At 66.7% G+C, this 24203-nt stretch carries 24 protein-coding genes and 1 pseudogene; 13 read left to right on the forward strand and 12 right to left on the reverse strand.

Features of this window, described 5'->3' with window-relative positions:
- Positions 1-6: 6 nt before the first annotated feature.
- The 4 genes from SPR02S_RS09280 to SPR02S_RS09295 form a co-directional block, all read right to left on the reverse strand.
- The gene (locus tag SPR02S_RS09280) at positions 7-864 is read right to left on the reverse strand and encodes a fumarylacetoacetate hydrolase family protein (protein ID WP_026150366.1); all 858 of its coding nucleotides are present in this window, start codon (positions 862-864) and stop codon (positions 7-9) included.
- Between the two features lie 141 nt (positions 865-1005).
- On the reverse strand, positions 1006-1698 hold the full coding sequence (locus SPR02S_RS09285; protein WP_026150367.1) for a YidC/Oxa1 family membrane protein insertase: 693 nt from the start codon (positions 1696-1698) through the stop codon (positions 1006-1008).
- A gap of 102 nt (positions 1699-1800) precedes the next feature.
- Complete coding sequence (locus SPR02S_RS09290; RefSeq protein ID WP_019056672.1) at positions 1801-2091, reverse strand: DUF6412 domain-containing protein; 291 nt, start codon at positions 2089-2091, stop codon at positions 1801-1803.
- A gap of 58 nt (positions 2092-2149) precedes the next feature.
- Positions 2150-2677: a winged helix-turn-helix transcriptional regulator gene (locus tag SPR02S_RS09295; protein WP_019056673.1), complete on the reverse strand. Its 528-nt coding sequence runs from the start codon at positions 2675-2677 to the stop codon at positions 2150-2152.
- A 69-nt stretch (positions 2678-2746) separates the two neighbouring features.
- Between SPR02S_RS09295 and SPR02S_RS09300 the strand changes: the two genes are divergently transcribed.
- Positions 2747-4144: an MFS transporter gene (locus SPR02S_RS09300; RefSeq protein WP_019056674.1), complete on the forward strand. Its 1398-nt coding sequence runs from the start codon at positions 2747-2749 to the stop codon at positions 4142-4144.
- Between the two features lie 80 nt (positions 4145-4224).
- Here the strand turns inward: SPR02S_RS09300 and SPR02S_RS55460 are convergent, their stop codons facing one another.
- The 3 genes from SPR02S_RS55460 to SPR02S_RS09315 form a co-directional block, all read right to left on the reverse strand.
- Positions 4225-5361: a CU044_5270 family protein gene (locus SPR02S_RS55460; RefSeq protein WP_019056675.1), complete on the reverse strand. Its 1137-nt coding sequence runs from the start codon at positions 5359-5361 to the stop codon at positions 4225-4227.
- The gene (locus tag SPR02S_RS09310) at positions 5358-6125 is read right to left on the reverse strand and encodes an RNA polymerase sigma factor (protein ID WP_019056676.1); all 768 of its coding nucleotides are present in this window, start codon (positions 6123-6125) and stop codon (positions 5358-5360) included. Before SPR02S_RS09310 ends, SPR02S_RS55460 begins: the two co-directional genes overlap by 4 nt.
- Positions 6126-6222: 97 nt before the next feature.
- On the reverse strand, positions 6223-7017 hold the full coding sequence (locus SPR02S_RS09315) for a class E sortase (RefSeq protein WP_019056677.1): 795 nt from the start codon (positions 7015-7017) through the stop codon (positions 6223-6225).
- A 248-nt stretch (positions 7018-7265) separates the two neighbouring features.
- On the opposite strand from SPR02S_RS09315, the gene SPR02S_RS09320 reads away from it, so the two are divergent.
- The 7 genes from SPR02S_RS09320 (at position 7266) to SPR02S_RS60035 (ending at position 14919) form a co-directional block, all read left to right on the forward strand.
- Positions 7266-8741, forward strand: coding sequence for a glycoside hydrolase (locus SPR02S_RS09320; protein WP_019056678.1), 1476 nt, complete (start codon positions 7266-7268; stop codon positions 8739-8741).
- Between the two features lie 89 nt (positions 8742-8830).
- A complete protein-coding gene (locus tag SPR02S_RS55465) occupies positions 8831-9967 on the forward strand; it encodes an MFS transporter (RefSeq protein WP_019056679.1) in 1137 nt (378 codons plus the stop codon).
- 195 nt (positions 9968-10162) lie between these two features.
- A complete protein-coding gene (locus tag SPR02S_RS09330) occupies positions 10163-11197 on the forward strand; it encodes an SEC-C domain-containing protein (RefSeq protein ID WP_019056680.1) in 1035 nt (344 codons plus the stop codon).
- A 213-nt stretch (positions 11198-11410) separates the two neighbouring features.
- Positions 11411-12382: a NaeI family type II restriction endonuclease gene (locus SPR02S_RS60030; RefSeq protein WP_078622850.1), complete on the forward strand. Its 972-nt coding sequence runs from the start codon at positions 11411-11413 to the stop codon at positions 12380-12382.
- A gap of 47 nt (positions 12383-12429) precedes the next feature.
- Positions 12430-13833 (forward strand): PIN-like domain-containing protein, encoded by a 1404-nt coding sequence (locus SPR02S_RS62950; protein WP_158697798.1) that lies wholly within the window; start codon positions 12430-12432, stop codon positions 13831-13833.
- Between the two features lie 38 nt (positions 13834-13871).
- The gene (locus SPR02S_RS62955) at positions 13872-14471 is read left to right on the forward strand and encodes a hypothetical protein (RefSeq protein ID WP_158697799.1); all 600 of its coding nucleotides are present in this window, start codon (positions 13872-13874) and stop codon (positions 14469-14471) included.
- Positions 14464-14919, forward strand: coding sequence for a very short patch repair endonuclease (locus SPR02S_RS60035; protein WP_078622851.1), 456 nt, complete (start codon positions 14464-14466; stop codon positions 14917-14919). The genes SPR02S_RS62955 and SPR02S_RS60035 overlap by 8 nt, the downstream gene beginning before the upstream one ends.
- 13 nt (positions 14920-14932) lie before the next feature.
- Here the strand turns inward: SPR02S_RS60035 and SPR02S_RS09355 are convergent, their stop codons facing one another.
- A complete protein-coding gene (locus SPR02S_RS09355; RefSeq protein ID WP_019056685.1) occupies positions 14933-15991 on the reverse strand; it encodes a DNA cytosine methyltransferase in 1059 nt (352 codons plus the stop codon).
- 256 nt (positions 15992-16247) lie between these two features.
- Positions 16248-16880 (reverse strand): ATP-binding protein, encoded by a 633-nt coding sequence (locus SPR02S_RS09360; protein ID WP_019056686.1) that lies wholly within the window; start codon positions 16878-16880, stop codon positions 16248-16250.
- Between the two features lie 221 nt (positions 16881-17101).
- On the opposite strand from SPR02S_RS09360, the gene SPR02S_RS09365 reads away from it, so the two are divergent.
- Positions 17102-17947: a helix-turn-helix domain-containing protein gene (locus tag SPR02S_RS09365; protein ID WP_019056687.1), complete on the forward strand. Its 846-nt coding sequence runs from the start codon at positions 17102-17104 to the stop codon at positions 17945-17947.
- Positions 17948-18163 carry a DUF397 domain-containing protein gene (locus SPR02S_RS60040; RefSeq protein ID WP_078622852.1) on the forward strand — a complete coding sequence of 72 codons (216 nt, stop codon included), beginning with the start codon at positions 17948-17950 and terminating at the stop codon, positions 18161-18163.
- Between the two features lie 21 nt (positions 18164-18184).
- On the opposite strand, the gene SPR02S_RS09370 is transcribed toward SPR02S_RS60040, so the two are convergent.
- Positions 18185-18787, reverse strand: coding sequence for a nitroreductase family protein (locus tag SPR02S_RS09370; RefSeq protein ID WP_019056688.1), 603 nt, complete (start codon positions 18785-18787; stop codon positions 18185-18187).
- 515 nt (positions 18788-19302) lie between these two features.
- Here SPR02S_RS09370 and SPR02S_RS09375 point away from each other — a divergent pair.
- The gene (locus SPR02S_RS09375; protein ID WP_019056689.1) at positions 19303-20724 is read left to right on the forward strand and encodes an eCIS core domain-containing protein; all 1422 of its coding nucleotides are present in this window, start codon (positions 19303-19305) and stop codon (positions 20722-20724) included.
- Between the two features lie 157 nt (positions 20725-20881).
- Here the strand turns inward: SPR02S_RS09375 and SPR02S_RS09380 are convergent, their stop codons facing one another.
- Positions 20882-21235: a hypothetical protein gene (locus tag SPR02S_RS09380; RefSeq protein WP_019056690.1), complete on the reverse strand. Its 354-nt coding sequence runs from the start codon at positions 21233-21235 to the stop codon at positions 20882-20884.
- Positions 21236-21434: 199 nt separating this feature from the next.
- On the opposite strand from SPR02S_RS09380, the gene SPR02S_RS09385 reads away from it, so the two are divergent.
- Together SPR02S_RS09385 and SPR02S_RS09390 are read left to right on the forward strand one after the other, a co-directional pair.
- Positions 21435-22286, forward strand: a complete 852-nt coding sequence (locus SPR02S_RS09385) for a hypothetical protein (protein ID WP_019056691.1) — start codon at positions 21435-21437, stop codon at positions 22284-22286.
- 433 nt (positions 22287-22719) lie between these two features.
- Positions 22720-23646: pseudogene (locus SPR02S_RS09390) on the forward strand (hydrolase); the annotation flags it as partial.
- 85 nt (positions 23647-23731) lie between these two features.
- Here the strand turns inward: SPR02S_RS09390 and SPR02S_RS09395 are convergent.
- Entirely contained in the window at positions 23732-24181 is a 450-nt protein-coding gene (locus tag SPR02S_RS09395; protein WP_019056693.1) for a HupE/UreJ family protein, read from the reverse strand.
- Positions 24182-24203 lie beyond the last annotated feature (22 nt).

Below are 24203 nucleotides of genomic sequence, written 5' to 3' on the forward strand. Positions count from 1 at the left end.
CGTTCGTCAGGCGTCCTTCAACTCCTGCCGCTGCCGCCCGAGTCCGGAGATCTCCAGCTCCACGACGTCCCCGGCCCGCAGGAACGGCTTGGGCTCCGGCTGCCCCAGCGCGACGCCCGCCGGAGTACCGGTGTTGATGACATCCCCGGGGTAGAGGGTCATGAACTGGCTTACGTAGCGCACCACTTCGGCGACCGGGAAGATCTGCTCGGCGGTCGTCCCGTCCTGCTTCAACTCCCCGTTCACCCACAGCCGTAGCGACAGCCCCTGCGGATCGCCGACCTCGTCCGCGGTCACCAGCCACGGCCCCAGCGGGTTGAACGTCTCGCAGTTCTTGCCCTTGTCCCAGGTCCCGCCCCGCTCGATCTGGAACTCCCGCTCGGACACGTCGTGCGCGACCGCGTACCCCGCGACATGCGCGAGCGCCTCCTCGTGGGACTCCAGATAGCGGGCCGTACGCCCGATGACGACGGCGAGTTCGACCTCCCAGTCGGTCTTCACGGAGTTACGCGGGACGAGCACGGTGTCGTACGGCCCGACGACCGTGTCGGCGGCTTTGAAGAAGACGACCGGCTCGGCGGGCGGCTCGGCGCCGGTCTCGCGGGCGTGGTCGTGGTAGTTCAGCCCAATGCACACGACCTTGCCGATCCGTGCCAGCGGCGGCCCGACCCGCAGCCCGTCGGCGTCCAGCGCGGGCAGCTCCCCGGCGTCGGCCGCGGCGCGGATCCGGCCCAGCGCGGCGGTGTCGGCGAGCAGCGGCCCGTCGATGTCCGGGACGATGCCGGACAGGTCCCGCAGGGTCCCGTCGGCGTCGAGCAGCGCGGGCCGCTCCGCCCCCGCCGTACCGACTCGCAGCAGCTTCATGTTCACCATCTCCATCGATCGTGCGGGCCGTCGACCGATGGGTGCAGCCATCGGATGACTGGTCGATCCTCCAAGCTCATGGTCCAGTCCGCAATACCCGGTTCACGGACTGGACCGTCACCGCGGGCGGTCAGGCCGCCGTCACGTGTAGAGAACCGCCCGCTCCACGGCACTCCAGGCCGCGCTGGTCACCACGTACAGCGCGACGGCGAGCGGCACGACGGCCACGGTGATCAGCGTGCCGTAGGAGAGGAGCGGCAGCACCTTGCCGAGGGCGCCGGTGCCGGTGCCGGTGCCGGTGCCGACACCTGTAGCCGTGTCGGCGGCCGTGCGGCGGGCGCGGACGTAGGTGAAGGTCGCGATCGCGGCGACTACGAGGAACAGCCCGACGTAGACGAGTCCGGCCGGCCCGAACATCCCGTCCCCGGCGAGCGCGTCGGCCCAGCGTCCGCCGAGCGGCGCGGCGAACAACTGGTGGGAGAGGAGGCCGTCGCCGTCGCCGGAGAACAGGCGGTAGAGGAGGAAGAACGCCGGGAGTTGGAGCAGGCTCGGCAGGATCCCGGACAGCGGGGACACCTTCTCCTCGGTGTGCAGTTCGAGTACGGCCTTCTGCAGCTTCTCGGGCTGCTTCGCGTACCGCTTCCGCAACTCGGCGATACGCGGCTGGAGTTGGGCCCGCGCCCGCTGTCCACGCGCCGCGGCCCGCGACAGGGGATGCACGAGGAGCCGTACGAGAGCGGTGAACAGGACGATCGCGGCGGCGGCCGCAGCCGTACCGAACAACGGGTGGAGCAGGTCGGCGAGTTGGTCGACCAGGGCAGCGAAAACGGACATGAAGACAGACATGGGTGAGCCCTCCGTGGGTCTCGTCGTGCCGGGAGTGGGCATGGCGACGGGACGACCCCGCGCGGAGGCGGAAAAGGCTGCTGGGAATGCCTACGCGGTGGTCGTCCGGAGGGTGTGTCCAGGGGCTCGGGGGCGTGGGCGGCCCGAGGCGTCGGGGTCGCGCTGGGGCAGGAACGCCGTACGGCGGGCCCGGTCGCGGATGGCCGTACGGACCCGGGTGGGCGGTACGGCGGGCGCGCTGCGCGCGGTGAGGAGGGCGCAGACGGCGAGGGCGGTACCGGTCGCGGCGAGCGCGACGACGGCCGGGAGGCCGGCGGTGTCCACCAGCACGAAGGGGAGCAGGAAGAAGAGCAGCAGGGTGGTCGCCCGACTGCGGTTCATGGTCCGCCCCCTCTCCCGACTGCCGTGGCTACGGTAACTACCGTTCTCGTACTGCCCGTTATACAGGATCGCTCTCGATCGGCTGGAGCAGTCGTCGCGGTTTGAGGAGTGCCCGGCCGACCGAGTCCGCCGGGTCCGGATCGAGTCCGGGGCCCGGGTCCATGAGGACGTCCGCGACGGGGACGACGAGGCCGCAGGCGGGGCACTCGCCGTAGGAGCCGAGTTCGGTGCCGCAGTCCGCGTGCCGGAAGTAGCGCAGCTGTGTCTCGCCGTACTGCTCGCGCTTCCACCGGCCGAGCGAGCGCAGCACCGGCCACAGGGCGATCCCGCGCTCGGTGATGACGTACTCGTCGCGCGGCGGGGACTCCTGGTACCGGCGTTTTTCGAGGATGCCCTCGGCGGTGAGCGCCTGGAGGCGGGAGGCGAGGACCGCGCGCGGGATGCCGAGGTGGGCGAGGAAGTCGTTGTAGCGCCGTACGCCGTAGAGGGCGTCCCGGACGACGAGCAGCGTCCAGCGCTCGCCGACCACCTCCAGCGCCCCGGCCATCGAGCATTCCTGTCCCGCGTAGTCCTTGCCCAGTGACATGCCACCCACCTTAGCCACATTCCGAGAAGTAAGTTCAATGAACGAACCTTCAATGCTACGGTACTCCGCATGACTAGGTTCAGTGAACGAACCCTCACCGAGGTTCCCGAAAAGCACCAGGTCACCGAGGTGGGCGTGCCGCACCCCCGCGCCACCCTCGCCCTGACCAGCGCGGCCACCGCCGTGGCACTCATGACGTACACCGCGCCGATGGTGACGCTCCCCGACATCGCCGCCGCCCTGCACACCCCGCTCTCCGCCCAGGCCTGGCTCCTGAACGGCACCCCGCTGGGCCTGGCCGCACTGCTCCTGGTCGCCGGCAGCCTCGCCGACGACTACGGCCGCCGCCGGATCTTCCTCGCGGGCACCTTCGCGCTCGGAATCACGACAGCGCTGTCCGCGCTCGCCTCCTCGACCTGGCTGTTCACGCTGACCCGGATCGCGCAGGGCGCGTCCAGCGCGGCGCTGCTCGCCAGCAGCCTGGGCCTGATCGTGCACGCCTTCCCGACCCCGCGCGGCCGTCTGCACGCGACCGGCGTCTGGGGCGCGTTCGTCAGCGGCGGCATAGCGGTCGGCCCACTGGTGGCGGGCGCGATGCCGGACTGGCGGGTGGCCTACGGCGTGCTCGGCGCGGCGGCGATCGTGGTGGCGGCCCTCGGTGTCCGTACGTTGTCGGAGTCCCGCGCGCCGCGCGGTGGACGCCCCGACCTCGCCGGAGCGGTCACCTTCGGGCTGGCCCTGGTCGCGCTCGTCGCCGCCCTCACCCTGGGCCGCGACGGCTGGCTGCGGGCGCCGGTGGGCCTGCTGTTGCTGGCGGCCGTGGTGCTGGTCGGCGTCTTCGCGCTGATCGAGCGCCGGGGCGGCACGCCGATGATCGACCTGAGCCTGCTGCGCCACCGCCTCTTCCTGGCCTCCTCGGCGGGCGGCCTGTTCACGGGCCTCGCGGTGATCGGCCTGTTCAGCTTCCTGCCGACGCTGTTGCAGCAGACGCTGCGCCTGTCGGCGATGGACACGGCCTGGCTGTTCCTCCTCTGGTCGGGCCTGTCCTTCGGGGTCGCCCTCCAGGCCCGCCGCCTCGCCGGGCGCGTCTCCTCCCGGCACCAACTCGCCCTGGGTTTCCTCCTCCACGCGGCCGGCGTCCTGACGATGCTGGGCGCGCTGGGCTCCGATTCCTGGCTACGACTGCTGCCGGGACTGGTGATCGCGGGCGTGGGCAGCGGACTGCTGAACGCCGCGCTGCCGCTGCTCTCCGTGGAGTCGGTACCGGCGGCCCGGGCCGCGATGGGGTCGGGGGCGCAGCAGACGTTCCGGTACATCGGGTCCTGCGCGGGAGTCGCGCTGACCATCGCGATCGCGACATCGGCAGGCGGTGGGCTTGCTCGCGGTGCGGACATCGCGATGGTGGTGTCGGCCGGGCTCGCGGTCGTGGCCGCGGTGAGTGTGGGGGTGTTGCGGGAGCGGGCGTGAGGCGTCTGCCGTACCCGCCCGGGTGTGCGGGAGCGGGGTGAGCGATCCGCCGCCCGCACCCGTCCCGGTGTGTCCCGAGGTCAGGGGCGCTCCCCCGGCTTGTTCACGACACCCCAGGCGGCGCGGGCCGTGGTCATCTCGTCGGGGTCCGTGCCCGGCGCGGGCGACGCCACCGCGTACGGGCGGCCGTCGGCACCCTTGGGGATCACGACCGGCGCGGCGTGCTTGGTCTCCCCCAGGTACGCGTACGTCTTCGGGTCGAAGAACAGTTCCTGCTTGCCCTGCCAGCCCGAGGCGGTGCGCTGGGCGTAGGTCACGGTGACGCCGATGGCCGCCCGCCCGATGGGGTCCTTGACGCCCTTCTCCACCCGGGCGCCGGGGATCTTGGCGAGCGCCCGGAAGAGACCGGCCTGCGCGTTCGGCGGGATCAGGACGGAACGGTAGAGGACGTCGATCTCCCGCCAGTCGCGCTGCGCCGCGGTCTCCCCCTCGATGTCGCCGAGGGCGTGCTCCTTGCGGATGGCGGCCATCATGCGGTCGGGGTCGCTCGGGAGGGTCGCGAGGAAGCGGTAGAACTGGCGCTGGGACCGGTCGTCGGCGCCCGCCTCCTTCCACTTCTCCTCCTGGTTGGGGCCGTACCAGACCCGGAGTTTGTTCGGGTCGAAGTCCGAGGTGTCTCCCGGGCGTGGGAAACCGGGCAGGCTCGCGGAGCCCGTGCCGTCCCAGCGGGTCCATTGCTCGGTGCTTCGGGGCTTCCCCTGGTCGAAGGAGGTGTTCTTCTCGTAGACCCACTGCTTGGGGCCGGGCTCGGTGGCGCCGATCTTCTCGACGGTGGCGGCGGCCAGTTCGAGGGTGTCGGCCGAGGCCTGCGCGGACAGCAGCTGACGGCCGCCGGAGGTGGCGGACGGGGTGGGGGCGGTGCCCGGGGTGTCGTGGGTGAGGGAGACCACGGCCCCGCCGGTGACGACGAGGCCCGTGGCCGCCGCCGCGGTCAGCAGGACGAATCTGCGGCGGGGCAGCGGAAACCCGTGCACCGCGGCCGTGGTGGGACGCGGACGGTTCCGGGCGACGGCCTCCTGCCGGAACGCCTCGGTGAGCAGGGCACGTTGGGGCGCGAGGCGGTCGCTGTCGGGCAGGGGGACGTCGGCACGCAAGGGGACGTCGATGCGCAAGGGGACGTCGGCGCGCAGGGCACGTGCATCGGCCGGCTCGTTCATGCGGGATCACCTTCTGATACGTGCGGTTCGAGTGGTGGGACGGCGGCATCGGCGGTACCGGCGATCTCGCCGGACTCGCCGAACGGGCTGTACGGGCCTGCCGTGACGCGGAGTTTCCTGCGGGCCCGGTTGAGCCGGGACCGGACGGTGCCGACCGGGATGTCGAGGGCCTCGGCGATCTCCTGGTAGCTGAAGTCGGCCCAGGCGAACAGGAGCAGGGCGTGCCGGTCCCCCTCGGAGAGGGCGGCCAGCGCCTTGGCCAGGGGCCGGGACGCGGCCTGCGCGGTGACCCGGTCGTCGGCGGAGTCGGTCCAGGTCTCGGCCACCGGGTCGCGACCGGTGCGGGCGAGCAGCTTCAGCGCCTTGACCTCCTCACGGCGATGCCGGCTGATCAGCTTGGCCGCGATGCCGTGCAGCCAGGGGCGGACACCGGCAAGACCGCTGTCGTAGCGGGCCCTGATCCGGAAGGCCGTCAGGAAGGTCTCGGCGGTGACGTCGTCGGCCGCGTCACGGCCGAGCCGCCGGGCGACGTACTGATGGATGGTGGGCGCGTGGCGGTCGAACAGCACGGCGAAGCGCTCGGGTTCGTCGAGCGACGCCGCGACCAGCACGGCGTCCGACAGCGCGGTGTCCGGCTGCACGGTGCCTGGCAGCGCGGTGCCTGGCAGCGCGGTGCCTGGCAGCGCGGTGTCCGCTCTCGCGGTGCCCGCTCTCGTAGTGCCGTTCCCCCAGGAGGAGCGGCACAGTGGATCGGAATCGGTCATCGGCGGTCCGTGTGGTCGGAGGAAAGGGACAGCGTTCACCAGTACTTGCCGACTGACCGGAATCGGGTTCACGGATCGGGTGCACGGACCCCCAGTGTCAGGTGCGGGGCCGCATGGAGGTGAGCGTGCCCCACACGACCATGCGGTACCGGGAGGTGTACTCCGGGGTGCAGGTGGTGAGGGTGATGTAGTACCCGGGCCGGCTGTAGCCGTAGGACGGCTTGACGGTCGAGCGCGGGATCGGGCGGATGACACCGGAGTCGGCGGCGGAGGTCTGCGGCAGGATCTTGTCGACCGTGTACGTGAAGGTGGCCGCGCTCGTCTCGACCTGGACGGTGTCCTTGACCCGCAGGTGGTTGAGGTACCGGAACGGCTCGCCGTGGGTGTTGCGATGCCCGGCGATCGCGAAGTTCCCTGCCTGGCCCGGCTGTTGGGTGCCGGGGTAGTGGCCGACGTACCCCTTGTTGAGCACGTTCCGCTTGCTGACGCCTTCCGCGATCGGGACGCGGAGGTGGAGGCGGGGGACGGTGAGGACGGCGTAGGCCTGGGAGCGGTCGGGGGTGGTGGCGGAACCGGGAGAGGTGGTGGGGGTGGATCCGTCGGTCGAAGTGGTGGCGGTCGGGTGGCTCGGTGAACTACCGCCCGCCGTACCGGAGTTGGCCGACGGGGCGGCGCCTCCCCCTGCGCCGGGTGTCGCCCATTGCCGTTCCAGGGCCTGGACTTGATGGTCGGCGCCGCGGCGGGCCTCGCGGTTGGTCCACCACAACTGGTGGACGACGAGGAGGAGCAGGACGACCCCGGTGGTGACGAGCAGTTCGCCGCCGGTCCACAGGGCGCGTCGGCGCAGCGCACGGCGTCGACGGCTGCGGTGCTGCACGACGGGGACCCGCATGCGTACGCCTCCTTCACCCACCGGCCGCCCTTCACCCACCGGCCGCCCGCACGATAGGCGGCGGCTCCCGAACTCTCCAGACCTGCGCCCTTTCCGACCTGTTCGGCTCTTCGTACACGGGTTTTAGAAAGGGGTGTCACAACCCTCGACAACCTCACGCACCACACCCGATGCTTCCTGATGGCACGAGCCGGGGGGATGGCCGACGCCGGTGGGACGACCGGCGGTTGAGCGAATCGGGAGTAGAGATGATCCGACGCAGAACCCTGCTGGCCGCAGCGGGTGGTGGTCTCCTCGGCACCGCCCTGGCGACCGGCACCGCACGCGCCGACGCGACGATCGCGGTCAACCCGGCGACGAAGTACGGCACTTGGGAGGGCTGGGGCACCTCGCTCGCCTGGTGGGCGAACGTCTTCGGCGCCCGGGACGACTTCGCCGATATCTTCTTCACCACCAAGTCGACGACGTACAACGGCACTTCACTGCCCGGCCTGGGCCTGAACATCGCCCGCTACAACCTCGGCGCGTGCAGCTGGAACGCGGTGAACGGCGAGTCGATGGTCGCCTCCGCCAACATCCCGGCGTTCAAGCAGATCGAGGGCTACTGGCAGGACTGGAACAACGAGGACCCCACGTCCTCGGCCTGGGACTGGACGGCGGACGCGACCCAGCGGGCGATGCTGGTGAAGGCGACGTCACGCGGGGCCACCACCGAGCTCTTCGCCAACTCCCCCATGTGGTGGATGTGTTCGAACCACAACCCGTCGGGCGCGTCGGGCGGCGGCAACAACCTCCAGACCTGGAACTACCGCCAGCACGCCTCCCACCTGGCAGCCGTCGCCCTCTACGCGAAGAACAACTGGGGAGTGAACTTCGCGACGGTCGAGGCCTTCAACGAGCCGTCGTCGAGCTGGTGGACGGCGACCGGCACGCAGGAGGGCTGCCACATGGATTCGACGGTCCAGGCGGCCGTACTCCCGTACGTCCGCAGCGAGTTGGACGCGCGCGGCCTGACAAGCACGAAGATCTCCGCCTCGGACGAGACGAGTTACGACCTCGCGCGCACGACGTGGAGCGCCTTCAGCTCGACGACAAAGGGGTACGTGAACCGCGTCAACGTCCACGGCTACCAGGGCTCGGGCGGTCGTAGGGACTTGTTGTACACGGACGTAGTGACGACGGCGGGCAAGGCCCTCTGGAACTCGGAGACCGGCGACAGCGATTCGACGGGCCTGACGATGGCCAGCAACCTCCTCTACGACTTCCGCTGGCTGCACCCCACGGCGTGGACGTACTGGCAGGTCATGGACCCGTCGTCCGGCTGGGCGATGATCGCGTACGACCAGAGCACGCTCGCGGCCGGCGCGGTGCAGACGAAGTACTACGTGATGGCCCAGTTCAGCCGCCACATCCGCCCCGGCATGACGATCCTCGACACGGGCGTGAGCTACGCGGCGGCGGGTTACGACGCGTCGGCGAAACGGTTGGTGATCGTGGCCGCCAACACAGGCTCGTCGTCGACGACTTTGACCTTCGACCTCTCCAAGTTCACGACGGTGGCGGGGGGTTCGAGCGGTCTGGTCCCGCGCTGGAACACGGTGACGGGTGGCGGGGGCGACTTGTACGCCGCCCACTCGGACACATATCTGAGCGGCAAGACGGTGAGCGCGACGTTCGCGGCGGGGGCGGTGCAGACGCTGCAGATCGACGGAGTGGTGATCTGACCCCGGGATCCCAAGTCACGTACGGCGGCGGGCGGTTCGGCCTGCTCGCCCTGGCGCTCGGCGGTTTCGGAATCGGTCTGACCGAGTTCGTGATCGCCGGGCTGCTGCCACAGGTGAGCCACGGCCTGAACGTGTCCACGGCGGCCGCGGGCTGGCTGATCTCCGGCTACGCGCTGACGGTCGCGGTGGGCGCGATAGCGGTGACGGCGGCGACGGCGTCCCTGCCCCAAAAACCGGTCCTGGTAGGCCTGGTGGCCCTGTTCGTAGCAGGCAACCTGCTGTCGGCACTGGCCCCCGACTACGGCGTGATGCTGCTCGGCCGAGTGGTGGCGGCCCTGTGCCACGGCTCGTTCTTCGGCATCGGCTCAGTGGTCGCCCGCCGCCTGGTCCCTCCCGAACGCGCCTCGCGGGCAGTGGCGTTGATGTTCGCCGGCCTGACGGTGGCGAACGTGCTGGGGGTGCCGTTCGGCGCACTCGTCGGCGAACGGTGGGGCTGGCGGGCGACGTTCTGGGCGATCACGGCGATCGGGGCGGTGGCGTTGATCTCCATCGCCGTACTGGTACCGGCGTGGGCGGGAGCGAGGGGTGGCCGCGCGGACCTCCGTACGCAGGTGCGCGCCTTCCGCTCCACCCAGGTGTGGCTGACCCTGACGGCCACCGCCCTCGGCTACGGCGGCATGTTCGGCGCGTTCAGCTACATCGCGTACACCTTCACGCGGGTCACGGGCTTCTCGACGACGGACGTGGCGTGGTTGTTGGTGGTCTACGGCACGGGGTTGGTCGTCGGCAACATCGCGGGCGGGCGGGGCGCGGACCACAATCGTGACGTGACGCTGCTGGTGTCCCTGACCGGCCTGGCGCTGACCCTGGTGGCCTTCGGCCTGCTGGCGAGCAACCGCCCGGCGTCGGTGATCCTGGTCTTCCTCTTGGGCGTGTTCGGCTTCGCGACGGTCCCCGGGATGATCACGCGGGTCACGGACGCGGCCGGGGGCGTACCGCTGGCGGCGAGCGCGAACGTCTCCGCGTCGAATGTGGGGAACGCGGTGGGGGCGTGGTTGGGGGGCGTGGTGATCAGTGCGGGGTGGGGGTATACCGCGCCGTTGTTCGTGGGGGCGGGGATTGTGGGGGTGGGGTTGGGGGTCATGGGGTGGGCCGCGCGGGGGGCTGTGGATGCGGGGAGCGGGGTGGAGCGGGCGGGTGGGGTGGTGAGGGCGAGGCGGCCGTGAGGGGGGTGAGATGGCCGTGAGGGGGGGGTGAGATGGCCGTAAAACTGGCGGCAACCGGAAAGCCACCCGCCGTTCCCCACGCCACACCCTCCGAGGGAACGCACATGGCTCCCCCACCGCACTCTCACCGGCCGACCTGGGCATATCTCTCCCCTTGCCTCCATCTGTGTCGGCATCGGCAGTACCGTGTCGTTCATGCGCCCCGACACGCCCGCCGAGAACGTCGACCACTCCGCCGAAGCGGCCCGCCTGGAGCGGACCGCCGCCCGTTACCCCGAGGACACCGAGGCCCTGCTCCTCCAGGCCGCGGCCCACCTGGAACTGGCCGGCGACCGCCCCGCCGCCAGCGCGCTCTACGACCGCCTGCTGTCGTCGCCGGACACCCTGGAGACCCCGCACCTGGTACGGGCCCTCAAGGCCTCGAACCTCTGGGAGTACGGCCACGAGGCCGAGGCCAGGGCCATCATCGACGGGGTACGGACGGCGTCCCCTCGCGATCCCGCCCCCTGGGTGATCGTCGCGGAGTCCCTGGAGGCCCACGACGAACTGGAGGCGGCGCAGGAGACGTTCACGGAGGGAGTCACTCTGCTCCTGACCGACGTACCCGAACCCCCTTACTCCACCCACCCGTTGCTGTTCGGCCGACACCGGGTACGGCGGATGCTGGGCGTGTCGCACGACGAGTGGGACACGCTGGCGGACACGTTGCATTCGGCCCACGCGTCCTCCTCGTCGCCGGTGTCGTTGGACGAACTGCACGATCCGAAGAGGGTGTGGTCGCTGGGGTCGGACAACCCGGCGGAGCTCGAGGCCGAGATCTCACGGCTACGGGCAGAGCTGGGCGCGTTCCGGGAGGCGTTGTCCCGACCGTTCCCGGTGGCCGTACTGCACTGGCCCGAGGGCGAGTTGGCCGAGCTGGTGGGGGCGTACGAGTCCCTCGCGGTGGAGTATCCGTCGCACGAGGAACACCTCGCGACGATAGAGGGGTCGCTGCGGGAGCTGGCGGCCAGCGGGACGCAGAATCTGGGGATCGTGACCGGGACGGTGCCTTCTTATGAGGCGTTCGCGGCGTCCGAGGGGGCTTCGCCGGGGGATGCGGACTTGTTGCCGCAGTATGCGACGACGCTTGCGGCTCGGGGGCGGGCTGTGGTTTGGCCTCCGCAGCGGGGGGCTTCTTGTTGGTGTGGGTCGGGGATGGCCTATGGGGAATGCCATGGCCAGACTCCCTAACGACTTGGTCACTACGACGCGGCTTCGCATACTCCGGCCGTCAGCAAGTCTTGAGCGCACACCGTACCCACCCACCCACCGGCCTGACTGGGGGAACTTTTAGGCTAGATCCAAGATCACAAAAAGCCCGCCCCCAACAGGCCGACACTGTCGGGTCCTCTATGTAGCGTTACCTGATCCCAAACCATCAACACATAGAACAGGAACAGGCCTGTGTTCCCCCTGGAAGACATCTCAGCCGCAATCAGCATCGGCGCTAAGTCAGCTCTCCAGGACGACCGCGAACTGGCCGCCGTCCACGCTCACATCCATCGCCTCGATCCAAGTGGCCGACGTTTCGCGACAGTACTGCGCGACACTATCGACCAGTTGCTCAACGGCGAAAACACAGGGCGATATGACTGGAAGGCGCTTTTCAAGACCGAGAAGACTCACGCCGGAACACTTGTCGAGATCAATTTGCAACGCGAGTTCAAGTTCGGCGACGGCATCGATATGGACTACCGGATAGAAAATATCGATGTGGATTGCAAGTACTCCCAGCAGTTCGGCGGCTGGATGATTCCTCCGGAAGCTATTGGGCACCTATGTCTGCTCATCTGGGCGGATGACTCGAAGAGTCTCTGGAGTGCCGGCCTGCTCCGCATACGGCGAGAGTGGCTAAACGGCGGCAACAACCGAGATTTGAAACTCACCGTCAAAGCCGAGCACCGCAACAGGATCCTTTGGCTTTGGCGCGATACGGAGCTACCCGAGAACGTCCTCCTTCACATGAACCCAAGAGACCGAGATCTGATCTTCTCTCATCAGTCGGGCCAGGCACGGCTCAACGAACTCTTTCGACTGGTTCAGCGCCGCCGTATTGGCCGCAATGTCGTACGCACCGTTGCCCAGCAGAAGGACTACATGAAACGCGTTCGGGGCAACGGCGGCGCACGGTCTGCACTGCGGAAGGAAGGCATCCTCATCATGGGCGATTATGCCAGCCATCAGGAGATCGCAGCGAAACTACGTATCCCCGTCCCCGCAGAAGGGGAGTTCGTCAGCGTACGTGTAGTCAAGGCCGACCCCGATGACGGCTCGCAGCCACGAGTCGAACTCGACGGCGAGACGTGGAAAACTGCGGGGCCAGACGACCCACATGAGCTAGGGCCGCTCCTACCTCAACATACAGCCTCGCGCTGATCAAAATGCCATTATCCCTCTTCCCTTCCGGAAAAAGGAGTTGAGCGGTGCAAGACCCAGGGGGCGAACTGCCACTGATCAAGCAATACAGAGACTGGCTGCAAGGAAGCCCGCCCGAAGACAGCCCGGACCGCTCGGACTTTTTCACGCAGGCGGTTATCGTGCTCGACACCAATATTCTACTTAGCCTGTACGAGTACACGCCTGCCGCTCGCGAGCAGGTTCTCAATGCGCTGAAGAGCGTCCAGAAGCAGCTCTGGCTTCCTCACCAGGTAGCGCTGGAGTTCGTGCGGGGGCGCCATCGCGTGATCGCCGAAAGAGCAAAAGCTCTGAAGGATGCTCCCAACTCCCTAAACCGGCGGCTAGGAGAGGCAAACAAGGCGATCATAGGAGCCAGGGAATTTGTTCAAGAACTCCTAATTAAGTATGCACGTGATACCCAAACAAGCGACAACCTGGCGTCCAAGATTTCGAGCCAAGCAATCGACGCCCTGCTAAGCGAATGGAAAAAAGAACTCATCGAGCTCGTCAAAGGCCTAAAGGCTCACGATCTCGCGCCAGCCTCGATGGACGCAAACGATCCCGTTCTACCACAAGTAGCAGAGTTGTTCGGCAGCAACATCGCGGAACCCCCGGACCACGCGGAGGTGCGACGCCGCGTAAATGAGGCCTCTTCCTATAGATTCCCAAATAAGATTCCACCCGGGTTCTCTGACGCAGGAAAAGGAACTCCGCTATCTGCTGCGGGGGATTTTCTGCTTTGGGAAGAAGTAATTCTCTTTGTCGCAGCCTCGCCAGAACGTAATCAGCTTCTCTTTGTTTCTCACGACACGAAGGAAGACTGGTATGAGCCAGAGGAGCTCGGCCGAGGCCGACGCCCGTGGCCTTCATTGGCAAGCGAACTAAGAATGCGCGCGAACGCCGAACTACGTATCGAAACTCCAGGGCAGTTCTATCGAGGCGTGAATCGCTTCCTCAACGCGGAGATCGCAGACGAGACATACGAGGAAATTGATCGCGCCGCCGAAGCCTCCAAGGAGATCACCATCACCGAACAGGAGGCCGTCCACATCACACCACCAGTCGAATTGACACTATCCGCATACGAAGCTGCGGGATTGCATGTTTCGATCCTCTCCAACGACCTCCCAGATCTGCTAAATATTCTAAACTGGTGGCTGATCGGAGTAACAGCCCAGTTGGGTCGTCGATCCCTTTTTGACAACGAGCCGGGAGTGTCACTAGCCGCCGCCACACGCTCCGCAATACCACCTGATCCAGCATGGCTCCCAGGGAATTGCCTTCGTCTCGGCGAATGGCCGTACCAGAGCTCATCTTGGATTGCCCCATGGTTCGCCCAGATCGTCAACAGCACGTCACCAACCGACAGGCGGGTTATCCAGAGGCTCGCTGCGCAACAATTGGATACCACCACCCTCGAAGAGGGCTGACCACAGTTTCATGCACGCCTAACAAACGGAGGAACGCAATGCCGGAACAAGATCCACTTGAAGGTGAGTGGAAAAATCTCAAAACAGATGCCGAACACGCCCTGCAGACACTGTTCCATCAGATCGACAAAAATGTGAAAGCTCAAGAATTGTTCGAAGCATACACATACGCTAAACGCGTAACGGCTGATGCGTTGAAAGTTCGCATGCTAATGCATCTGCCGGCCGAAAATCCAAAATTCCGGGAGCTTTACTCAAAAGTCCAAGACGAACTTGACGCGCGATACGGTCAGTTCTTCCCGGACGGATTCCTTAAGGCGCCCTATGGAGATCAACTCCACGAGCATCTTTTCTCCTTGCTTCAAGAGAGCTTGTCAGAGCCGATAGAAGCAGCAAAACTGCGGATCGTCACGGCCGACGGAGTCCATACGGAGCGACGTACGCGAGAACTACGAGAACTCGGAATGGATGTCGACTGGTACAAAGAGAATGGTATTGACGTCTACGTACTGCGGTCCTTCGATCTAACTTTCGATGCACTTCCCTCTCTCGTAAGGACCATCGTCAGACGGAAGGTTAAATCAAAGGCAGACCAGCGGCGGATCCTGGAAGAAGCAGGCATTCCAACGAATGAGTGATGAGACCGATTGGGAACCCCCGCAAGGTTCTTGGGCTTCCTCGGCCGCCCGGCGCCGGAACATGCAAGCCATCCGCAGTCGCGACACGAAACCGGAGCGGCTGGTACGGAGTCTGCTCCACGCTCAAGGTCTCCGGTACAGAGTGGCCGCCAAGCCACTACCCGATCTTCGCCGGACCGCTGACATCGTCTTCCGTCCGGCGAAGCTAGCCGTGTTCATTGACGGCTGTTATTGGCACGGCTGTCCCGAGCACTACGTACCGCCGAAGACCAACCCGGGTTACTGGTCAGACAAGGTCGCCCGGAACATAACTCGCGACCGTGACACGGATGTACAACTCCAAAATGCTGGCTGGACCGTACTCCGTTTCTGGGAACACGATCCAGCCGAGGACTGTGCGGCCAGGATCGCGGCCACGGTGAGCCGCCTCCGAGCTCCTAGCAGCTAAAGCGCGCCACCTTTCAACTCTTCCGGCGAGCTTGTTCGGCAGCCTCGAACGCAGCGTAGATCTGCTCTCCAACAGCCCTCGCCACCGGCGGCGGGAACGCATTGCCGACCTGCCGATAGGCGGCCGTCTTACGGCCAGAGAACTTCCAGTGTTCCGGGAAGCCCTGGACCAAGGCGGCCTGCGTTACGGTGAGCTTCGGGCCAGCGGATGCGAACAGATCACGCTCCGCGTCCTTCATCTCATCCGGTTCGTTTGCGACGCCGAGACCACACACTCCAAGCTCGGCCCACGCCCGCTTCGCCCGCGTCGGGCCGAGATCCGCCCCACCATGCTTCTTGGACCCGCCCACAACAGTCGGCGCGACTCCCTCAAGCGCCATGCCATACCAGCGCTTGAAAGCCCTCTCTGCCCTGGGATCATCCGAGACCTGGTCGTAGCGTGCACGCATCGAGTCATGAAGCGCCTCGCCCACGCTGACTGGCTCAACCGGTTCCGGCTTCGAGTGTTCGAAGTACCTGGCGTATTCAGGCTTCATGGCCACGAGGATGGCCCGCGGGCGCAGTTGGGGCACCCTGTAGTCCTTAGCCTCCAGGATGGCCCAGTAGCACTCTTCGTAGCCCATCGACTCCAGGCGTTTGATGATCTCCTGCCTGTACTCAGTGAACTTCGGGTCGAGCAGACCTCGTACGTTCTCGATCATCACAGCCTTGGGCTCAAGGTGATCGATGAGGTCAAGCATCGTCGGGAAGAGGTCACGCTCGTCATCACGCCCAAGCTGCTTACCCGCTGCTGAGAACGGAGGGCAGGGAACCCCGCCCGCGAGGAGATCGAGTTCTCCGGGGTTCAAACCCAGCTCTGCTGGATCGAAGCCTCGCAGGTCAGCCTCGACAACCTTGCAGCCTGCCCACTCCTGATTCTGCTCAGTGTTATCCCTGAGCGTTTGGCAGGCGTCCTTGTCGATCTCGATCAGGGCAGCATGCCGGAAGCCGGCGTTGTGCAGGCCAACAGCTTGTCCTCCCGCCCCAGCGCAGATCTCCACCGAGGTGTACTTGAGTTTGTTCGTGCGGGTCATGCCCCCTCCTTACATTCGTGCAGCGGCAGACACATCGTGCAATCCACCATCACTGAGGGTGACAGACCCCACTGACAACGAGACCCCCAAGTGTGCAACACGCCGGAGGTTCGCTGAACGCACCCTCCGTTAGGGACGTCACGCACCTGTGCGCCAGCTGCCACCCCACGCGCCTCAGAAGCTGCCCTGGAGAATCCTGACGCACGCCGACCGCCCTCCGGAAGCAGATACGGAGGTCCGCTCAGGTTGCCACCCACTAAGCCGCGTCCGCCTCGGCTTCGTAGTGCATCTGAGCCCGGTCGAGGATGTCATCCGGATCATGGCCGCGAGCAGCGGTCCAGTGAAGCAAGTCGGCGATCAACTCCACCGCCGACTCCTCAAGGCCCGCCGCTCGACTGCTCGTCCGCAGCGCGGCACCGGCACTGATTCCCTGATAGCCCTCAAGCGCTTCAGCGGCTCGCTCAATGCGTCGGCAAGTACGCCCCGCACTGATGAGGATCTCGCACCACACCGCCTTGCCCACGGCGGTCAGCACCGTACCCCAGTCCACAGCAAGGGCCGCGAGGAGATGCAGGCCGCGACCGCACTCGGAGTCACCGTCCGCTGCGCTCGGCGTCGGCAACACTCGGCTCGTATCATGCACTTCGAGCCTGAGCCGCTCACCCCGCCATTCGAGAATCAGAGTCGCTGACACGCCTTCGCCAACATGCTTGACGACGTTCGTCGCCAATTCGGTGACCAGCAACTCTGCTTCGTCCTCCGCCACCGGCGTTCCCCACCTGGCCAGCTGCGTGACAGCGGCTCTCCGCAGCAGTCTCACTTCCGCCGGCGCCGCTTCAAAAGGCAAGACACAGCGGAGTCGCGGTTCGGTGACTTCGTAGCCATACATGCGGACCACTCCTTCCTTCCATGCCACGCACATGCTGCGCCTACCGTGTCCACACGGATGCACTGCGTAGCGGTCTACGAGCGAGCATGGCACAGAGAACTCTCACCGTGTAACTTCTCACGAGAATCTATCGAGTGAATCTGATGGTGGGCCTGCTGATCCGCTGCCTAGCCTGACGGGGAACCCCGGGCCGACCGCCCGGCGCATGGCGAAGGAGCCGTATGTCCGAACGGACCACAACCCGCCGCCGCCAACTAGGCGCGATGATGCGAAAGTTGCGCGCCCGCAAGGGGATGACACTTGAAGAGGCAGGCGGGCTCGTCGGCGTATCGAAGGCGACGGTCAGCAGGTACGAGACGCAGGCCGGACCCGTGAAATGGCTCGTCGTTGATGCGCTGTGCCGCGAGTACGGAGCAACTGAGGCCGAGCGCAAGGCCGTTGTCGGGCTGGCGAAAGATGCCAAACAGCAGGGCTGGTGGAGTTCGTTCGCTGACTCCATCCCGGAGAGCATGAACCTGCTGCTCACGCTCGAAGACGAGGCCGTGCACGAGAGCCACTTCGCCTGCGTCTACGTTCCCGGTCTCCTGCAGACGCGCGCCTACAGCACAGCACTTCAGAAGGCCAACGAAGTGCCCCTGGAGTCAGCCGAGATCGAGCGGCTGGTCGACATCCGCATGAAGCGGCAGGCGATTCTCACCCGCCCGAAACCGCCGCGACTCTGGGCGATCCTCGACGAGTCCGTGATCCGTCGCGTTGTCGGATCGCCGCAGACCATGAAGGAACAGCTCGACCGGCTGCTCGAAGCAAACGAATCTCCTCACATCACGCTTCAGGTGCTGCCCTTCTCTCAGGGCGCCCACGCGGCTGCCCTAGGGAGCTTCGTCATCATCGGCGGTACCGAACCAGCCCTTGACGTGGTCTACGTCGACTTCCACACGGGCTCCCTCTTCCTGGAGAAGGAGGAGGAACTGAACCGATACAGACTTGCGTTCGAGTATCTGCGTGCACAAGCGTTGGACATGGGGGCCTCCTCCACGATGATCCATCGCGCCCGCAAGGAGCTTTGAATGCCAGTCGCCCCTCAGACTGTGTCGGAACCCGTGTGGTTCAAGTCGTCGTACAGCGGCGGCAATGCGACCGAGTGCGTAGAAGCAGCCGTCATCCCGGCCGGGGTACTCGTACGAGACTCCAAGCAGGTAAACAGCCCTGTCATAGCAGTCCGAGCCGGAGCCTGGCATTGCCTGATAGGCGAGTTGAGGCAAGCCCACCTGAGAGAGCACTGATGGCGGACCGGCGATGCGCTCTTAGGCGTGCCGCCCCCACTGCCCCCGGTGAACGACGTCCTCCACACCCCGCCGCCGTTCCGCGACCCGCCCGCCCTGCTCAGGAACATCCTCAGCCCGGTACCCCACCGTGATCCCGCCGATCGGGTCGTACTCCTCCGGCACCCCGAACTCCGCCCGGAACGGCTCCAGATGCTCCGGCATGATCCCGAAGAAGCAGGCGCCGAGGCCTTCGTCGACCGCGGTCAGGAGCATCAGCAGGGACGCCATTCCCGTGTCGATGTACCAGTACGGCGCGGGCCAGCGGGCCTCGGCGCGGTCTTCCCAACCCTTGTCGGGTTCGGCGTAGCGCGCCAAGTAAGCGGCCTTGTGCGCCAGGGGTACGACGACCAGCGGGGCGTCCTGCATGGTCGGGGTGTTCTCGACCCGGGTGGGGACGAACGGCCAGAAGCGGGCGCGGTCGGCCGGGGCGGTCAGGACGAGGAACGCCCAGCCCTGGGAGAAGCCGGCCGACGGGGCTCGTAGCGCGGAGGCGAGGATGCGCTCGGTCACCTCCGGGGTCAGCGGCTTGTCGGAGTAGTGACGGATCATGCGTCGCCGGCGGACCACCTCGGAGAATTCCATGTCGGCAGATCCTGCCACGAACTCACCGAACGCCGGGAGCCGTTGATCAGTCAGTCGTGCCCCGCACGCCCAGGGGGAGAGGCCGTGCGGCATCTTCGCATCGGCACTGCGTTCTCCTGCTTGCGCGCAATCTCAACGCACCGCACGAGATGCGCAATCTGCTGCAACCCTGAGGCGTGGACAGGTCCCGTCCACGCACAACCGCCGATGAATTAGCGACTCAGGACACTGGTCTGGAGGGGAAGTCGCAGCGGCCACGTGACCGAAGCCCGTGGATCAAGACTTAAAACTGCCGTGTCAAAGCCCGGCTCGGTCATTCTCCGAGCCGGGCTTTTCCTCTCGCCGGCCGCCGGCGTGACCGTGCCCACGCCCACGCCCACGCACCGGGGCATTCGACGGCTGTGAACAGTGTTCCCCGCAGTGCCTCACCCCTGCCCAAAAGGCTCTGGTGGTGTCCCGATCGGCCGTGCGAGGGTGAGCCGCTCAATGACCTTCGAACCGCTGGAGGAAAAGGTATGAGCCTGGCCCGAGACAAGGACATCACGACGGTGGAGGGGAAGGCACCCCAGCGGCCGCGAGTGGCTCCCTCCTCCGCCGGAACGACCGTGCAACGGATGCTCGCCCTCCAGAGCGCCGCCGGGAACAGGGCCGTGGCCGAGATGGTGCGGCGTGGCGGGCTGCCGGAGGCGCAGGCGCCCCATCAGCACGGTCCGGCGTGCGAGCACCGGGCGCAGGCGGCGGTGCAGCGGTCCGCGACCGATGTCACGGTGGCGCGGGCCGAGGACGAGCATGCGCACGGTCACGACACCGGGCCGGAGGGGCAGGGCGCGCTGTTGGCCGCCGCCATGCAGTCGCCGAGCGAGGCGCTGCCCTCGTCAGTTGTGGCGAAGGCCGGGGCGTTTTACCAGAACGACGCCCTCGCCTCCACGCGCGTCCACCACGACGTGGTGGCCCAGCGTGCCACGGAGGCCATGGGGGCCGCGGCCATGACCGTCGGCAACCACATCTTCCTCTCCGCCGGGGCCACCGCCAGCGAGGAGCTGATCGGCCACGAACTCAGCCACGTCGACAAGAACCTCAAGGGCGTGCCTGAGACGGGCCACAACACCGGCGCCGGAGTCACCGTCACCAACCCGCGCCAGGACTCCGAACGGGCCGCCGAGCGAGACGGTAACGCCTACGCCGCCGGTCAGCGGACCGCCCCGTCCCTCATCGCGTCGCAGACGGGGGCGAACGCCTCCGCCGGGCCCGTGCAGCGGATGCCCGAGGAAGGACAGTCGTCGGAGGAGGGGCGGCGGATCGCCCTCCAGGACGGTCCGCTGGGACTCAGCGGTGAGGACCACATCGCGTCGCTGCCCGAGGACAGCGAACAAGAAGTGATCCTCCAGCGCGGCGTCACGCCCACACAGCGGAAGGCCATGGTGAAGGAGGTCATCCGCGGCTCCTTCATCAGCCTTTCGAAGATGACGGCGAAACCCGACGAGGATGCCACGAAGCCCGATCCCGAGCATGTCCGGGGATACGTGAACCAGGAGCGCAACGACGATGTCGCCAAGCTCATCGAGTTCTCGACGAAGTCCGATATCGCCACCGGGTTCGCCTCGGAAGCCTCCTTCGGCATCGTGCTCACCATCAAGATCAAGAGGAAGTTCCTGGCGAAGGGTGCGACCGGTAGCGAGCGCGGCTGGATCACGCGGCAGGGAGCGCCCTACGACATCGTCGGGATCGAGCGGAAGGATCAGGGGGTGGAGAAACTGGCCCCGCTGACCGAGGGGGAGTTCCGCGAGGTGGTCAAGAAGGAGGAGATGGCCGAGTTCCTTCTCAAGGTGCAGGATCCGGCAGCCAAGGCGCAGCACATGAGCTCGATCGAACCTTCGAAGAAAATGGCCGAGGCGCAAAAAATCCTCGCCTACAACAAGGCGGTGTACGGGTCCTAGTGTCCTGAGTCGCCGACGTATCGACCTCGACGTGCTCTTCGCCAACCACGACATCCTGCTCACCGGTCAAATTTCGCTGCCCACGTCACCCCGTGGTGTGTGACTCATGCGCCGGCCGCGAAGAACGCCGATGACACCACCCGTTCCGCCCCGAAGGTCACAGCTCCGGAGCCAGCGCTGTCAGCCGTAGCAGCGCCGCGACCGCCAGTGCCGACGGGATCGTGTACCACCACCTGCGGAGCCAGTCCGCCTTGACGACCACCCAACTCAGCCCCGTTGTAACGGCCGTGAGGGCCAGGGCGGTCCCTGACGCGAAGTTCGAGTGGGCGGCCGTTTCGCTGTCCCAGAGGCCTGCGGGGTTGGCCGCGTACGCGAGGAGCGTCATGTACGCCGTCGCCAGGTGGCCCAGGGTGAGGACGAGGGCGCAGAGCGCGGGCGCTGTGCGGTTGCGCGGGGGCCGGTCCGGTTCCCCGGCGGCGTGGGGCGTTGAGGGGCGGACAGGGCTGGTCACTTCAAGGCCTCCTTGGCGTCGTCCAGTTCGCGGTCGATGAAACCTGGTCGACACCAACTCCCCACCCCTCACTGTCTATTACGCACTTATTGCACAAGAGATCTTCACCATTTCCCACCTTGGTCCATATCATGCGGAGATCAACAGGCCCGGCCAAGGCGACACTTGGGCGGGCCTCTCAGGTTCTCGTGGGGGTTTCATGCGTATACGTGTTGCGGCTGCCGCCGTCGTTTCCGGTGCCGTCGTCCTGTCCGCGCTCGCGCTTCCGGTGGCCGCCCAGGCGGCGGAGCGTACGGGGGCGGCGGCGAAGCTGACTTCCTTCGCCGCCAAGGCCGTTCAGCCCAGAGACACCTTGGGCAACACCAAGTTCTCGCACGCTGTCATCAACGGTGGCAAGGACATCGTCCTCGGTACCACCGGCACGAAGTCCGTCACCGTCACGTACACCGCCACGAACGCGAGCGGAATCGCCCTCACCGAGGCGTTCCTGTGGCAGGGCACCGACAGTTCGACCACGGACGGCATCACCGGCGGGCTGGGCACGGACGACGACCCCGCCTGCACGGAGACGGCGACCCAGGGCACGTACACGTGCAAGGCCGTCTTCAACATCCACCCCGCCACCGACATGAAGGGCAACGGGGTGGCCGGGACCTGGAAGCTGTTCCTGGGGGCCTGGGACCTGTACGCGAACGCCAGTTCCAACGACGACGTCGCCACCGCCGCGATCAAGAAGGCCTCCACGCTGACCGCCAACGCCACACCCGAGCCGGTCAAGAAGGGCAAGACCATCACGGTCACGGGCAAGCTCGCCCGCGCGAACTGGACGACGGGCAAGTACGCGGGCTATGTGTCCCAGCCCGCGAAGCTGCAGTTCCGCAAGAAGGGCAGCAGCACCTACACCACTCTCAAGACGGTCAAGACCAACAGCACCGGCGTCCTGAAGACCACCACCAAGGCCACGGTCGACGGTTACTACCGTTACGTCTTCGCGGGCACCTCCACCACCGCCGCGGCCACAGCCCCCGGCGACTTCGTCGACGTCCGGTAAGCGGCGGTTCGGCAACACCTCAACACCAGCACCTCAACACCAGCACCTCAACACCAGCACCTCAACGTCAGCACGTCAGCACGTCAGCACGTCAGCACTTCGGTGCCGGGTCGCCATGCGTCATCGCGCCCGGCACCGCACCATTTCCCCGCCCCCGGTATCGCCGAGTAAGAGATCTACGTGAACCGCCGAGACCCCCTCCCGACGCACCCGCCCCCCTGTGTACCGTCCTCCCTTGTGCCGATCGGTGATCACTCAACTACCGTTCTACGCGCGAAGATTCACCGCAGTCAGCGACCCTCGCACCACACACAGCACCGCACCGCACCACTCGCAACACCCACAGCACCCGCACCCCTGTTCACTCCACCCCCCACTGATGGAATCCCCCCACTTCACGGAGGTTCACCGGATGCTCAGCCTTGGCAAGTTCATGACACGCCCCCACGCGTCACGCCGCAGGTTCACGACCGCCCTCACCGTCCTCGGCATGCTCGCCACCGGCGCTGCCGTGCAGGCGGCCACCGTCACCCCCGCCCACGCGGCCACCACCCACCGCGTCCTGTTCGACGACGGCCACGCCGAAGAGGCCGGCAACGCGGACTGGATCATCTCCACCAGCAAGCCCGACCCGCTGTCCCAGGACTCCTCGCCGTCCTCGGACAAGGACTGGACCGGGGCGCTCTCCTCATGGGGCATTGCCCTGCAGCAGACCGGTGACTACAGCCTCAAGACCGCGACCAGCGCGCTGACTTACGGCGGTTCGTCGGCCACCGACCTGTCGAACTTCGACACGCTCGTGCTGCCCGAGCCGAACATCAAGTTCACGACCGCCGAGAAGACCGCCATCATGAACTTCGTGAAGGCCGGCGGCGGGCTGTTCATGATCTCCGACCACACCGGGTCCGACCGCAACAACGACGGCTACGACGCGGTCCAGATCCTCAACGACCTGATGACCAACAACAGCGTGGACAGCGACGACCCGTTCGGGCTCTCCATCGACTCGCTGAACATCAGCTCCGGCTACCCGGCCGCCATCAGCGACAGCAGCAACGCGGTGCTGCACGGCTCCTTCGGCACCGTCACCAAGAGCCTGATCGCCAACGGCACCACGGCCACGATCAAGCCCGCCGACAACTCCGCCGCCAAGGGACTTCTGTACCGCTCCGGTTACTCCGGCAACACCGGCGCCTTCTTCGCCACCAGCACCTTCGGCAGCGGCAAGGTCGCGTTCTGGGGCGACAGTTCACCGATCGACGACGGCACCGGCCAGTCCGGCAACACGCTCTACGACGGCTGGAACGACACCGGCGCCACCAACGCCGCCCTCGCCCTCAACGCCACGGAGTGGCTCTCCTCGTGAGCCACTGAGCACGGGTACAGGTACGAGTGCGGGCCGGGGAATCACACACCCCGGCCCGCATTCGCGTCTTCTACGTCCCCTACGCCGCCGTCCCCAATTCCCCCAGCCCGCGCTCGCGTTGGCGTTGGCGTTGGCGTTGGCGTTGGCGTTGGCGTTGGCGTTCGACCAGCGCCCACGCACCCGCCACGACCGCCGCCACCACAAGAACCGTCAGCATGCCCGTCGTATGCGACCCCGCACTGTCGGCAGCCCTGGCCACCGGGTTGGGCACCCCCAACCGATCCACCAGCCAACCGACCGCCGCCGCGGCCGTGATCAGCGCACCGCCCACCCGCAGCGCGGGCTGCGCCCGCAACCTCGCGAGGACCAGCAGCGACGGCAACGCCAGGCAGACCAGCAGGAGTTGGACCAGTTCGATGCCCAGGTTGAAAGCCAGCAGACTGCTCGCCAACTGGACTGTGGACAGGTGCATTTCGGCGAGCACGAAGGAGAACGCCACGCCGTGGCCCAGGCCGAAGACGCCCGCCACGATCGCTTCCTTGCCGGGGAAC

The sequence above is a fragment of the Streptomyces prunicolor NBRC 13075 genome (assembly GCF_000367365.1).
Classification (GTDB): domain Bacteria; phylum Actinomycetota; class Actinomycetes; order Streptomycetales; family Streptomycetaceae; genus Streptomyces; species Streptomyces prunicolor.

Excerpts from the sequence above, each read along its gene's own strand:
- SPR02S_RS09280 (WP_026150366.1), bottom strand. The coding sequence starts at position 864 with ATGAAGCTGCTGCGAGTCGGTACGGCGGGGGCGGAGCGGCCCGCGCTG.
- SPR02S_RS09285 (WP_026150367.1), bottom strand. The coding sequence starts at position 1,698 with ATGTCCGTTTTCGCTGCCCTGGTCGACCAACTCGCCGACCTGCTCCAC.
- SPR02S_RS09290 (WP_019056672.1), bottom strand. The coding sequence starts at position 2,091 with ATGAACCGCAGTCGGGCGACCACCCTGCTGCTCTTCTTCCTGCTCCCC.
- SPR02S_RS09295 (WP_019056673.1), bottom strand. The coding sequence starts at position 2,677 with ATGTCACTGGGCAAGGACTACGCGGGACAGGAATGCTCGATGGCCGGG.
- SPR02S_RS09300 (WP_019056674.1), top strand. The coding sequence starts at position 2,747 with ATGACTAGGTTCAGTGAACGAACCCTCACCGAGGTTCCCGAAAAGCAC.
- SPR02S_RS55460 (WP_019056675.1), bottom strand. The coding sequence starts at position 5,361 with ATGAACGAGCCGGCCGATGCACGTGCCCTGCGCGCCGACGTCCCCTTG.
- SPR02S_RS09310 (WP_019056676.1), bottom strand. The coding sequence starts at position 6,125 with ATGACCGATTCCGATCCACTGTGCCGCTCCTCCTGGGGGAACGGCACT.
- SPR02S_RS09315 (WP_019056677.1), bottom strand. The coding sequence starts at position 7,017 with ATGCGGGTCCCCGTCGTGCAGCACCGCAGCCGTCGACGCCGTGCGCTG.
- SPR02S_RS09320 (WP_019056678.1), top strand. The coding sequence starts at position 7,266 with ATGATCCGACGCAGAACCCTGCTGGCCGCAGCGGGTGGTGGTCTCCTC.
- SPR02S_RS09330 (WP_019056680.1), top strand. The coding sequence starts at position 10,163 with ATGCGCCCCGACACGCCCGCCGAGAACGTCGACCACTCCGCCGAAGCG.
- SPR02S_RS62955 (WP_158697799.1), top strand. The coding sequence starts at position 13,872 with ATGCCGGAACAAGATCCACTTGAAGGTGAGTGGAAAAATCTCAAAACA.
- SPR02S_RS60035 (WP_078622851.1), top strand. The coding sequence starts at position 14,464 with ATGAGTGATGAGACCGATTGGGAACCCCCGCAAGGTTCTTGGGCTTCC.
- SPR02S_RS09355 (WP_019056685.1), bottom strand. The coding sequence starts at position 15,991 with ATGACCCGCACGAACAAACTCAAGTACACCTCGGTGGAGATCTGCGCT.
- SPR02S_RS09360 (WP_019056686.1), bottom strand. The coding sequence starts at position 16,880 with ATGTATGGCTACGAAGTCACCGAACCGCGACTCCGCTGTGTCTTGCCT.
- SPR02S_RS09365 (WP_019056687.1), top strand. The coding sequence starts at position 17,102 with ATGTCCGAACGGACCACAACCCGCCGCCGCCAACTAGGCGCGATGATG.
- SPR02S_RS60040 (WP_078622852.1), top strand. The coding sequence starts at position 17,948 with ATGCCAGTCGCCCCTCAGACTGTGTCGGAACCCGTGTGGTTCAAGTCG.
- SPR02S_RS09370 (WP_019056688.1), bottom strand. The coding sequence starts at position 18,787 with ATGGAATTCTCCGAGGTGGTCCGCCGGCGACGCATGATCCGTCACTAC.
- SPR02S_RS09375 (WP_019056689.1), top strand. The coding sequence starts at position 19,303 with ATGAGCCTGGCCCGAGACAAGGACATCACGACGGTGGAGGGGAAGGCA.
- SPR02S_RS09385 (WP_019056691.1), top strand. The coding sequence starts at position 21,435 with ATGCGTATACGTGTTGCGGCTGCCGCCGTCGTTTCCGGTGCCGTCGTC.